Origin of the sequence: Vibrio sp. HS-50-1, from assembly GCF_024747315.1 — a bacterium.
Taxonomy (GTDB): Bacteria; Pseudomonadota; Gammaproteobacteria; order Enterobacterales; family Vibrionaceae; genus Vibrio; species Vibrio diabolicus.
The window spans coordinates 114,052-126,180 of record NZ_JAMPZF010000007.1 but is presented as its reverse complement, the minus strand read 5'-3'; the positions used below and the strand labels follow the sequence as shown (position 1 = coordinate 126,180).

Annotated in this window: 12 protein-coding genes; 7 read left to right on the top strand and 5 right to left on the bottom strand. The window is 45.1% G+C overall.

Annotated features, from left to right (window positions below; genetic code table 11):
* The first annotated feature begins 155 nt into the window (after positions 1–155).
* From NDJ01_RS06370 to dinB, 4 genes are all read left to right on the top strand, one after another.
* The gene (locus tag NDJ01_RS06370; protein ID WP_065645499.1) at positions 156–1,160 is read left to right on the top strand and encodes an FAD:protein FMN transferase; all 1,005 of its coding nucleotides are present in this window, start codon (positions 156–158) and stop codon (positions 1,158–1,160) included.
* A gap of 22 nt (positions 1,161–1,182) precedes the next feature.
* A complete protein-coding gene (gene nqrM, locus NDJ01_RS06365) occupies positions 1,183–1,416 on the top strand; it encodes a (Na+)-NQR maturation NqrM (RefSeq protein WP_005436655.1) in 234 nt (77 codons plus the stop codon).
* A gap of 231 nt (positions 1,417–1,647) precedes the next feature.
* Positions 1,648–1,881, top strand: a complete 234-nt coding sequence (locus tag NDJ01_RS06360) for a DUF2789 domain-containing protein (RefSeq protein ID WP_012841486.1) — start codon at positions 1,648–1,650, stop codon at positions 1,879–1,881.
* A 111-nt stretch (positions 1,882–1,992) separates the two neighbouring features.
* On the top strand, positions 1,993–3,021 hold the full coding sequence (dinB, locus tag NDJ01_RS06355; RefSeq protein ID WP_258586518.1) for a DNA polymerase IV: 1,029 nt from the start codon (positions 1,993–1,995) through the stop codon (positions 3,019–3,021).
* Here dinB and NDJ01_RS06350 read toward each other — a convergent pair.
* Positions 3,018–4,943 carry an ATP-dependent DNA helicase RecQ gene (locus NDJ01_RS06350; protein WP_258586517.1) on the bottom strand — a complete coding sequence of 642 codons (1,926 nt, stop codon included), beginning with the start codon at positions 4,941–4,943 and terminating at the stop codon, positions 3,018–3,020. The two genes, dinB and NDJ01_RS06350, sit on opposite strands and share 4 nt — an antisense overlap.
* A gap of 76 nt (positions 4,944–5,019) precedes the next feature.
* Here NDJ01_RS06350 and NDJ01_RS06345 point away from each other — a divergent pair, with 76 nt between their 5' ends.
* Positions 5,020–5,499, top strand: a complete 480-nt coding sequence (locus NDJ01_RS06345) for a GreA/GreB family elongation factor (protein ID WP_258586449.1) — start codon at positions 5,020–5,022, stop codon at positions 5,497–5,499.
* A 61-nt stretch (positions 5,500–5,560) separates the two neighbouring features.
* On the top strand, positions 5,561–6,304 hold the full coding sequence (locus NDJ01_RS06340) for a YggN family protein (RefSeq protein ID WP_005385316.1): 744 nt from the start codon (positions 5,561–5,563) through the stop codon (positions 6,302–6,304).
* A 126-nt stretch (positions 6,305–6,430) separates the two neighbouring features.
* Here NDJ01_RS06340 and NDJ01_RS06335 read toward each other — a convergent pair whose 3' ends face one another.
* Positions 6,431–8,977 (bottom strand): Ig-like domain-containing protein, encoded by a 2,547-nt coding sequence (locus NDJ01_RS06335; protein WP_258586448.1) that lies wholly within the window; start codon positions 8,975–8,977, stop codon positions 6,431–6,433.
* Between the two features lie 376 nt (positions 8,978–9,353).
* Here NDJ01_RS06335 and NDJ01_RS06330 point away from each other — a divergent pair, with 376 nt between their 5' ends.
* A complete protein-coding gene (locus tag NDJ01_RS06330; RefSeq protein ID WP_012841489.1) occupies positions 9,354–10,718 on the top strand; it encodes a sodium-dependent transporter in 1,365 nt (454 codons plus the stop codon).
* Between the two features lie 105 nt (positions 10,719–10,823).
* Here the strand turns inward: NDJ01_RS06330 and NDJ01_RS06325 are convergent, their stop codons facing one another.
* The 3 genes from NDJ01_RS06325 to NDJ01_RS06315 form a co-directional block, all read right to left on the bottom strand.
* Positions 10,824–11,015 (bottom strand): DUF4250 domain-containing protein, encoded by a 192-nt coding sequence (locus tag NDJ01_RS06325; protein ID WP_012841490.1) that lies wholly within the window; start codon positions 11,013–11,015, stop codon positions 10,824–10,826.
* Entirely contained in the window at positions 11,015–11,221 is a 207-nt protein-coding gene (locus tag NDJ01_RS06320) for a YaeP family protein (RefSeq protein WP_005391765.1), read from the bottom strand. Before NDJ01_RS06320 ends, NDJ01_RS06325 begins: the two co-directional genes overlap by 1 nt.
* A gap of 111 nt (positions 11,222–11,332) precedes the next feature.
* On the bottom strand, positions 11,333–12,001 hold the full coding sequence (locus tag NDJ01_RS06315) for a tellurite resistance TerB family protein (protein WP_258586447.1): 669 nt from the start codon (positions 11,999–12,001) through the stop codon (positions 11,333–11,335).
* Between the last annotated feature and the right edge of the window lie 128 nt (positions 12,002–12,129).

Here is a 12,129-nt window from a genome sequence, read left to right as displayed (position 1 = left end):
TCCCTCCAAGTGATTGAATCTATGGCTAGCTCTCTAAGAGCTAGCCATTATTTTTTGTAGAAGTAAAAATAATATTCAACAGTTGATATAGGTAATTGGATTTAAGTAATCGGTCCCATTCCCCATATCAATTCAACAACATTGGGAGTTAACAAGTGAAAACGTGGCTTGTTGCATTCGCTTCTCTATTGATTTTGGCTGGCTGTGAGCAGCCAGCAGATCAAATTCATCTAAGTGGCCCTACCATGGGGACTTCTTATAACATCAAATATATCGAGCAAGATGGTATTCCAACGCCAAAAGCGATGCAGACGGAAATTGATCGCTTATTGGAAGAGGTTAATGACCAAATGTCGACCTACCGTGATGATTCAGAATTAAGTCGCTTTAACCAGCATCAAACGAGTGAGCCATTTACTGTATCGACACAAACAGCAACCGTAGTCAAAGAGGCGATTCGTCTCAACGGTCTTACTTTAGGCGCATTGGATGTGACAGTCGGTCCTTTAGTTAACCTGTGGGGCTTTGGCCCAGAAGCTCGCCCTGATGTCGTTCCTACAGATGAAGAGCTAGCGGCACGCAAAGCCAATACTGGCATTCATCATCTATCTATTGATGGCAATAAATTGTCCAAAGATATTCCTAACTTGTATGTCGATTTATCAACTATTGCTAAAGGTTGGGGGGTTGACGTGGTTGCTGACTACCTTCAATCTGAAGGGGTTCATAACTTCATGGTAGAAGTGGGCGGTGAAATGCGCCTCAAAGGCGTGAATCGTGAAGGCGTGCCTTGGCGCATTGCGATTGAAAAGCCGACTATTGATGAGCGCTCAATTCAAGAAATTATTGAGCCAGGGGACATGGCAATTGCAACAAGTGGTGACTATCGTAATTACTTTGAGAGTAATGGTGTGAGATACTCTCATATTATTAATCCAAGAACAGGCAAACCTATTCATCATAAAGTGGTGTCTGTAACGGTATTAGATAAATCGTCGATGACTGCTGATGGTCTTGCAACTGGTCTTATGGTGCTAGGTGAAGACAAAGGCATGGCAATTGCGAACGAAAATAATATTCCTGTTTTCATGATTGTGAAGACGGAAAATGGTTTTAAAGAGCTGGCTTCGGAAGCATACAAGCCGTTCATGAAGAAATAACAACAGAAGTGAGCATGTTCTTATGAGTACATTTCTAATTACGTTTGCAGTTTTTGTTGCGGTAATCGCAGCGATGGCTGTTGGCTACATCTTCCAGAAGAAAGTGGTGAAGGGTAGCTGTGGCGGTCTTGGTGCAGTAGGTATTGAGAAGGTATGTAACTGTCCAGAACCATGTGACGCGCGTAAGAAACGTGAAGCACGTGAAGCGGCGCGAGCTGAGAAATTGGCTGCATGGGAAAAAGATCGAATTGCTTAAGTATCGGTCATCCAAAGAGAAATATAAAATAACCCAGCTAAAGCTGGGTTATTTTATATTTCTCGCTCTACTTCTCTGAGAGTTTATACTTTGCTTGCTACGTTTAATCTAGGATGACCGGAAGCTTAAGTCGGTGCAGACTTCACAGCCAAGTCATTTCCCTTTAATCACCGTACTTAACTGTTATTTGGTTATATACTCAAACTAAAGCGCGTTAACTTAGGAGGAAATATGGAAATGCATCAACACGGTATGGCTGAATTGTTTCAACAATTAGGCCTCGGCAGCTCTCCTCAAGAGATAAAGGACTTTATTAACGAACATCGACACAAAAGAGCTTCAGCCCCTCTGCATGAAGCCAGCTTTTGGACAAGTTCGCAGGCCACATTTCTCAAGCAAGCCATTGAAGAAGACGCAGACTGGGCAGAGTTGGTCGATCAGCTTGATGTGATGTTACGAGATTAAAGCACGTTTACAAACTCTCATTTCTATCAAGGCAGATTTAATTTATACTGTTTTTTTGAACAGTATTTGATGGCTATGTCAGACCGAATTAGAAAAATCATTCACGTCGATATGGATTGTTTTTATGCTGCCGTTGAGATGAGAGATAATCCTAGTTACCGTGGCATTGCACTCGCCGTTGGCGGTCATGAAAAACAGCGTGGCGTGATTAGCACCTGTAATTATGAGGCGCGCAAATATGGCGTTCGTAGTGCAATGTCAACGGCGCGTGCATTGCAACTCTGCCCCCATCTACTGGTGGTTCCCGGTCGAATGCACGTGTACAAACAAGTCTCTCAGCAGATTCGTGCTATTTTTGAGCGTTATACGCCTATCATTGAACCTCTATCATTAGATGAAGCATACCTCGATGTTACGGACTCGACAGCTTGTCGTGGCTCCGCAACGTTGATCGCGGAGTCTATTCGACGCGACATATGGAATGAGCTTGGGCTGACGGCATCGGCGGGCATTGCACCGATTAAGTTCCTTGCCAAAGTTGCCTCTGATATGAATAAACCCAACGGTCAGTTTGTTATCCCGCCAGATAAGGTCCAGGAAGTTATCGATACACTTCCGCTGGAAAACATTCCTGGTGTTGGGAAGGTGAGTCTTGAGAAGCTACATCAAGCGGGCTTTTATCGATGTGAGGATATTAAAAACAGCGACTATCGTGAATTGCTGAGACAGTTTGGTCGTCAGGGAGCATCTTTATGGCAGCGTAGCCATGGAATTGATAATCGAGAGGTCGTCGTTGAGCGCGACAGAAAATCCGTCGGTGTGGAACGGACATTTAGCCAGAATATCTCGAGCTATGATGAATGTTGGCAAGTGATCGAGGATAAACTTTATCCTGAACTCGAGAATCGCTTAGAGCGTGCAAGCCCAGATAAATCGATTATTAAACAAGGTATTAAAGTCAAATTTGCCGACTTTCAACTGACAACAATTGAGCATATCCATCCGCAATTAGAGCTTGAGGACTTCAAGATCTTGCTAAGAGATATTCTTAAGCGCCAAAACGGACGGGAAATACGCCTTTTAGGCTTGAACGTGATGCTCAAGCCCGAGAACCAAGCGCGTCAATTGAGCTTTTTTTAGGCTCTTACTGCTTCTACCTGAGCTAATACTTGTTCAAAGCTTGTGTTGGCCATCGCACCATAACCCGCCAGTTTTGAAGCTTTTAGCTGGCTAATTAAAGGGGTACTAATTCCACACAAGAAGCGGGCGACAGCATCATTGCTGATAGCTGAAGGGGAGAGCTGAATAAATTCCTGCACCCACATTGCTACTTGAGGTGGCTCAATATCCTCACCTTGTGGTGTTGGGAACGAAGCGACTTGACCACGACACACGGAGCAGTGACCACATTGCTCTGGTGCATTGTGATCAGCAAAGTAGTTCGCCAATTGTGAGCTCAAACAGTGCTCTGACTGGAACAAGCGCAGCATGGTGTGAATTCTTTCGATATCTTTGCTTTCTTTGGATTGGAACAGTTCATACAGTTGTTGGATTAAAACATCAGAACTATGTGTGGTTGGCAAAACAGAGTACACGTCGGTCAGTTGTTTGCTCTCTAGCTCTATCCAACCATTCTGGTGAAAATAGTCGAGGGCTGCGACAACTCGGCTGCGTTCCGATTGATAGTTCATCCATAACGCTTCTAGGTCAACTTGGCACCACACTTTGGCTTTTTGCGAGCAGGAGAAAATAGCCTCCACGAATTGACGTCGCTCGCCTTGAAATTGATTCACAATAAATTGCTGATCGTGCAAAAACTTAAAGCGATATTCCGCAAAGTAACTGTATTTTGCTTCAATGAGTTTATGTAGCTCCAAATAAACCAACAAGGTTTTGAGTGGCAATTGGCGGATATTACTTTCACGCGATAAACGCAGTGGCACTACCTCCCATTGTGGAGCATGTTCTTTCGCTTGCTCGACTACATAGTTAATCGAGGTTAGTTCAGGTGTGTCACCATAGACAAAGTTTTCCAACACCGTTAAGCCGGACGTATTGCCCAGCAGAATGCACTCAGAACGTTGCCCGTCCCTGCCTGCACGTCCAATCTCTTGTGCGTAGTTCTCGATCGATTTGGGTAAGTCGAAGTGAATGACGCGGCGGATATCAGATTTATCGACCCCCATACCAAATGCAATCGTGGCAACAATACAGTCAATTTGGCTATCCATGAACTGCTGTTGGATTTGTTCACGGATGTCGCTTTTCATACCTGCATGGTACGCGTGAGCATTAATGCCAATATGGATTAGTGATTTTGCTACTTGCTCTGCTGTCTGCTGTTGTGTCACGTATACGATAGTCGGAAGCTTAGGAGAAGAGGCGATGAGCTCACTTAGCACTTCTTGTTTCGTTGCTTCCTCGCATGGGATCACCGAGATATCCAGATTGGGGCGGTAGAAGCCTGTAACGGTAATATGTTCACTGGCAATATCGAACTTTTGTTTCATGTCTTCAATAACTGCGGGCGTTGCTGTTGCAGTGAGAAGCAAAGATTGTGGAATGTTCAGTTCACGTTGATACTGCGGTAGCTTGAGATAATCAGGGCGGAAGTTATGTCCCCATTCGGAAATACAGTGCGCTTCATCAACCACCATCAAAGAGATCGGCACTTGGCGAATGAACTCACGAAAACGCTCGTTCTTTAGGCGCTCAACAGAAATCATCAATATTTTGATCTGTCCATTTTTTACCCCTGCCATGACGCGTTGTGACTCTTCTCTGCTTTGACTGCTATCGATAGAAGCGGCCGGGATCCCTTTACTTTGCAAAAAGTTCAGCTGATCTTTCATTAACGCCAACAACGGCGAGATCACCAACGTAAGATTGGGCAATACGGTTGCTGGCAATTGGTAACAGAGAGACTTACCCGAACCTGTAGGAAAGATGGCCGCAGCAGAGTAACCATTCATAACCGCTTCAATAACAGGTTGTTGACCTTGGCGTAATGAGTCAAAACCAAATACGGATTGAAGTGTTTGATGCAGCGAGTCACTTTGCATAATAGGGAAACCTTTCTTTGATGGTAAACTTAGGTACATTAACACACCCTGAGTGCCAAACGCGCGTCCTAAAAGTATGAACAAAGCTGACTTAGTCCAAATTATCATCCAACATCTGGAAGAAAAACTTCAAGTGGCCCATGCATCGGCTCAGCGAGCCATTGATGCCGCGACAGATGAAGAAACTGTTCCCGAGCATAAGTACGATACGTTAGCACTTGAAGCCGCATATCTTGCTCATGGACAAGCAATGCGAATCCAAGAGAGTGAAGACGAGCTGCGTCAATATCGCGCTCTAGTGACTCGCGACTTTAAAGGCGCACCTGTTGGTGTAGGTGCTTACGTCGTTCTCGCAGATGAGAATTTGCTTGAAAAGCACTTCTTTGTAGGCCCTTGTTCTGGTGGTCTGATTGTTAAATGTCAGGCTCAGGAAGTCTTTGTCTTAACAGCAAAATCTCCTCTTGGTCGAGCGTTATTCGGGAAAGAAGAAGGCGATGAGATTGATGTGAAAATAGGAGAAAAAACAACTTGTTACGAAGTCGTGACGGTTTTCTGACATCTCATGTATCACTCAGTGTTATGTTTAACACGAGTAATGTTAAATAAAAGAGAATGACATGAAAAAGCTTTTTACACTCTCATTGCTGATGGTCAGTGCTACTGGTTATGCAGCGCAGTGTCGTGTGGACATCAATAATGAAGTCCGTATGGATGGGCAAAGCTTGGAAATTCGCCAAACGACAGGTGATAAAGCTGTCGTGGATGAGGATAACAACCTTTTCATCAAAGGTGAGCTAATTGAACTCAATGCCGACCAAAAAGCGGCGATTGAAGATTATCGCGAAAAAATGAACGCGTATATTCCACAAGCAAAGCAATTGGCGAGTGATGGTTTAGCGCTTGCAAATGACATCATCGATGATGTTGCGGAAAGCCTAGACGCACCTGGCGCGTTTGATAACGTCAAAGTCGCAGTACAGGACTTTTTCGCTGATGTTGAATCACGTTACTACAAAGATGGCGATTTCATTCTACCAGCGGAAAGTTTTGAGTCCATGACACAAGGGTGGACTGAAGACTTTGCAAAAGCACAAGAGATCTTCAATAAAGAGTTTTTAGCGAGTTCGTTGGATGCTTTATCGAAAAAAATGAAGGAAGAGGGGGGAATAAACCTCACTGCATTATCGGAGAGTATGGCTGAACTCAGCGCGAAAGTAGAAGAGCGTTTAGCTGAGCATTCGAAAGAGGTAGAGCAACAAGCAGAAGACTTGTGTGACTCGTTGGATGACATGGCAGGGCAAGAAGACGATTTGTTGAAGAAAATCCCTGAGCTAAAAGATTACCGAGTATTTACGATTTAATTACCCTTCAAAAAGTAGAACTCAATGGTATAAAGAAAGAGAGCACAATTGTGCTCTCTTTTCGTTTTTACATACTTGAACAAGTAATGAAAGCAAGACGATGTTATTCGTTTGCTCATTAACAACTTACTGCGCGTTCATCTGAGTGAGTTTATCACCGACAGGTTTTGAGAAGTTAAAACCATCGTGCTGATCCCAGTTGATAGACCACGTCATTACCCCTGCATAATTCGGGTAATTGAACGCTGGCTTAACGGTGCCACATGAAGTGCCTTTGGTTAAACAATCTAGTGCGCTGATAATATTCTGTGTCGGAGCCTGACCTGAATTTGCCGAGCTAGGACCTGAAGGTAAGCCGATTGCGACTTGATCATCACGTAGTGGTGCAAACTGAGTGCCGTCGGCCAATTCAAAGCCTTCGATCAGCATTTTAGATTGCGCTACCATCATATCCACAGAGCCTTCTGGTGCACTGCCTGGCAGATATGGGTTTGGCAAGCCACCGTTGTTATATAGCTGGACATGAAGCAGGTCGAGCGTGCTGCGTGTCTCGTTTATCACAGGAATGTAAGCTCCCCAAATACCGCTGTAAGCCACATAGCCGCCTTGAACATAAGGATGCTCAGGTGCCATGGTTAGGTACATATCGCCACCCATGTTTTGCTCTATTTGAAGCAAAGCACGACCAAGGCGAGCTTGAATTTGCGAGCCATGAACCAAGTTAGATCCACTCTCTAAATCCACATCAAGACCATCAAAGCCCCACTCAGCGATAAGACCTGTTAGGCTAGAGACAAAGTTGGCTTCGTCTTGATCGGTATTCAGCGTAATCGTGCCTTCTGCGCCACCAAGAGAGAGAACAAACTTTTTACCTTTAGCTTGAAGCGCTGCCATGTCTTGTTTGAACTGTGCTGGGTCGAGCGCTGGACAATCGCTGTAAATATCGCCTGAATATAGATTAAAGTGCACGGTACCATCACTGTTGCGGTCATTTTCGGCAAAGGCAATATCAATCACATCCCACGCATCAGCCATATCCGCTAGACGAATTGGACAGCCAGCCCCATTTACAAAATTGTGCCAGTAACCGATGAGTTTATGACGTTTCTCTGCTTGCTCAACCACCGTTATTGCTGCTGCGTCAGACAATGCATTGCTTCCTGACAAATCCACAGCTTGGGCGCTAACTGTAAAGTTACCAAGTGCAGTTGGTGTCCAGTTGGCTGTGTAAGGTGCCGTGGTATCGGTTGCAACAATAGAGCCGTTGATCATGAAATCAACGTGTTTAATGCCTGAGGTTAAAGATGTTGCATCGGCACTTAATGCGAGGTTTTTGCCTAAGCCGACGGTTTGACCGCTACTTGGTGAAGTCAGTGAGACGACCAAATCTTTATCGCTGACTTCCACACCAACCAAGGACTCTGACGTGTTGTTATCATTATCGGTTGCGACGGCTTTAAGCTGGTTAGCGCCAATAAGTGTGGCGTTCCAAGTAACGGAATATGGTGCTTGAGTGGTGACCCCTAAGCTGGTGTTGTTCGCAAAAAACTCAACTTGCGTGACTGTGCCATCAGCATCGCTTGCGTTAGCCGTGATTTCGTTATTGCTGCCAGCGAGCACGACTTGTCCATCCGTTGGTGCCGTAATGGTAACTTGCGGTGGCGTCGAACAAGCACCTAGGCCACTCCAAGCATCTTGCCAGTATAACCCTTCACCTGGCTCGTAAGCCCATGTCGCATCCGAGGAACACCAACCAGCAACATCACAACGATATTTTTGGTTGAAGTGAGAAACCAGGTCGCCAACTTGATAACTCGTTCCAGCCGCGTAAGGCACTGCATCTGAACATCCGCCCGTCCCTGTTTCTGAATTACTAACAACAAGCGTTACTTCTTGGCTCATGGTTGCGAGGTATGTGTCATCAGTCGCTTGTGCTTTAAACGAATGTGTACCAGCATTCGCGGTCCATTGATATTCGTAAGGTACGCTGGTATCAATCGCAACGGATTGATTGTTCACGAAGAACTCAACTTGTGTGACCACACCATCAATATCATCAGCTTGAGCGGCTACGGTTAGGTTATCGCCGACATTAAGCACTTCTGTGCCTACTGGGCTTGTCAATGAAATGCTTGGTGGCGGTAATTCGACTTGTGGTTGAACTTGGATAGAAATCGTCGTGGTGGTAACGGCTCCCTCATTATCGGTCGCAATTGCGGTCAATTGCGAGACACCTTCAATAGCGGTCCAAGATGCTTCGAATGGTGCTTGAGTTACCACAGCAACCGTTTGGTTGCCTGCAACAAACTCAACTTGTGCGATTTGGCCATCTTCGTCGGCTGCGTTGGTTAGCAAGGTGATCGCACTGCCTTCGGGAATTTGTGCGTTGTTTGTTGGAGAGGAGAATGACACTGTTGGCTCTAGGTTGTTGCTTCCACCATCACATTGCCCTAACGCTTTCCATGCCTCCCAAGCCCCTGAATTGGTAACAGGGTCATTGCCTTGCGTCCAATACGCGGCCTCGTAAGCGGCTCCTTGCGTTTTTACTAAAGTGCCCGATGTATAAGTCGCAGTGCTGTCCCAGTCGGGTAAGCTTTGGCAGTTATAGGCTTGAGCTTGGTAGCTGACGCTGAGTGCTGCAACCATCGCTCCGTGAAGTAGAGTGACCTTCATTTTCCTCTCCTTGAGTCATGGATATAAATGAGAACAGAGTAATAACTAGCTGATAAATAGACATAAGGGGGAAAAAGCGAAGCACAATATTCTGCTTTTCGACACAGTATCACGAGGAACTATTCGTTCCTTACACCAAAGCTCATTATTTTTCGGCTCACTTCACGATGGGAGAATCATAAATTCTAAGCGTGTGAAAAAGACAAAAGTCGCCAGGTCTTAGAATGATGAATGTGAGATGTACGTTAAAATTTACAAGCTGAATGACTGTGAATTGTTTCAACTGTCGAGTATTTAACCGGAGTGCTCTTGTTGAATAGTGAATATTGCTATAGTGTACTAGTTAGCTAGTTCAATGATATTTTGTGTGAGTAGTATGACACAGCAAACCTCTTCTCAGCCTCGTGAGCATTTTGGCTCTCGTCTCGGATTCATCTTAGCAGCCGCAGGTGCCGCAGTTGGCCTTGGCAATATTTGGGGCTTTCCAACCCAAGCTGCCAGTAATGGCGGCGGTGCTTTCCTGTTGGTTTATTTGGTGATGATTCTTATCGTCGCATTTCCTATGCTGGTGGTTGAAATGGCGATTGGTCGTCATGGTCAAGCCAACCCGGTAGATAGTATGCGTTCGCTTACCAATCATCCGGTAGGTAAAAAGCTCGGCGGTATTGTGGGCTGGATAGGTTTAAGCGTACCAAGCGCTGTTTTAGCGTTTTACTCTATTGTCGGTGGTTGGTTGATCTGCTTTTTACTGGGTGCAATCACAGACCTAATGGGGTTAGAAGCCGCAACTCAATGGCTAAAGGGCTTTAGCGTTGAACGTAACTTGTTCGGAACCATTACTTTTTATGTGCTAACGATTCTCATCGTACAAGGTGGCGTAAAACAAGGTATTGAGAAGTGGTCAACACGCTTGATGCCAGCATTGTTTGTTCTGTTTGCCCTGCTGTTTGCTTACATCATGACGCAAAACGGTGCGATGGAAGGGCTAAAGCATTACTTGGTACCGGATTTCGAAAAGGTATGGGACCGCAAGTTGATTCTTGCTGCAATGGGGCAGGGCTTCTTCTCGCTTACGATCGGTGGCTGTTCAATGCTGATTTATGGCTCTTACTTGAGTAAGAAAGAGAACCTACCAAAGATGGCGATGAACGTGACCATGGTAGATACTGCCGTTGCTTTCATTGCAGGGTTAGTGGTGATGCCAGCGATGTTTGTTGCGATGCAAAAAGGCGTTCAAATCTATGCTGAAGATGGCTCTCTATTAAGCTCTGATACGTTGGTATTTACCGTATTGCCGTTGATGTTTGATAGCTTAGGTTTGCTTGGTCAATTGTTCTCTATTGTGTTCTTTTTATTGCTGACGATTGCGGCGCTAACGTCTTCAATTTCAATGTTAGAGTGTCCAGTGGCGTTAGTGAGTGAGCGTTTCAACACCAAGCGTAGCGCAACGAGCTGGGTTTTAGGTGGTCTCATCGCCTTGTTCAGTGTGGTGATTGTTTATAACTTTGGCGCTCTGTTTGGTATGGTCGCGACGGTTGCTACTCAGTATCTACAACCAACCGCTGCGCTCTTATTCTGCTTATTTGGTGGTTGGGTATGGAATCGCAACTCAAAAATCAAAGAGCTTGAGCAAGGTTGCCCGGAGTTTACGCAAGGTTGGTTTGGTAAGTTATGGCCAGCGTATGTGAAGTTTGTATGTCCAATTCTTGTGGCTACGGTCATCTGGGCTTCATTCGGCTAATCGAAACGTCTATTGGACAAAAGAGAAGGGCTTGATGAGTGATCATCAAGCCCTTTTTCATGTTGGTTATTCCCCGTTTCAGTTACCCGCGGTGATTGCTGCGGGTTAACGGAATTGTCCTGCTTCTGGAAGAAAGTCAAAACCAGCAGAAGCCAGTTTTGCTTCTAGTGCTGTGCGATCGATATCGAAGAAAGCCACCAGTTTATCTAAGTCACCACCGAAGTCGTCGCGTAGCTTCATATTTACAATGCTCATGAGCATGACAGGATCCATGGATTCAAAGTTCGCTAGATTCATTACTTATCCTCAAAATCTGAAATCAGTAGGTTTGCCGCAGCAAATGCCGCTTTTTCACGCACTTCTTTAGGCAGAGACTCATCCGCCGCAACATCGTTCAGCGCTTTAACAGCACATGAAATTGCCTGAGGAATGTAAGCTTGATCGCCACTACCAATTTGAGCATAAAGCTCACGAACCAGTTCACAACAGCCGTATACTTGCATGTTTTCTTTCCACTAAATGATAACTTATCTCAATATACACACAGCAGATTTGAAACTCAAAGTGCAGAGTTGTTTTGGCTCAAGTTGAGGAGTTGCTTGAGCGAGATTTAATCACTGCACTTGTACTTCTAACTGCTGAGTGACTTCTGGTGAAAGCTGAAGCTGTTTTGCCAGTTCTTGCAAATACGCTTTTTCCATGAAGTTTTGCTCATCAGCAACAATCAAAGACGCGAGATAAATTTCTGACGCTTGTTGAGGAGAGGTCGCCTGATTAGCAATTTCAGCAGGATCGAGCGGTTTGTTTAGTTCTTGCTGAACGAGTTGACGTACGTGCTCATCTGCGCCCATATCCGCGAGGGCTTGCTCGATGCGGGCCATTTCCTCTTCATCGACATGGCCATCGGCTTTTGCGGCTCCAATCATTGCTTTTAAAATTAGTACACTGTGTTTGCTGTCATCGGGGTCAAAGGTCTCATGAACACCTTGACCGGACTGTTTGGCTTGCCAGTCGTTATAAACTTTGTAGGCTAATGCTCCAAGCGCAGCAGCGCCACCGACTTTTAATGCGCTTGACCCTATTTTCTTGGTCATTTTTTTACTTTTCTTCGAGCCCATCAGCATGCCGATAAGGCCTCCGCCAACGGCACCTGCTCCTAGCGTTTTCAGGCTACTTGAGTTTGATGAGGATTTGATGTTGTTAGTTTGTTTACCTAACGCATCAGCCCCTTGCTTGAGTAAGTCTGATTTGAGTGCTTGGTTTAGAAGACTTTTTAAATCCATAACTGACCTCCTTTAGATGATGAAATCAGTTTAATAGCAAGAAGCTGAACCAAAGATTAACAAAGTGAATAGATCTAAAGGGGAGTAGTAATGTTGCCCAGTAATAAAAAAGGGCTGACCGAAGTCAA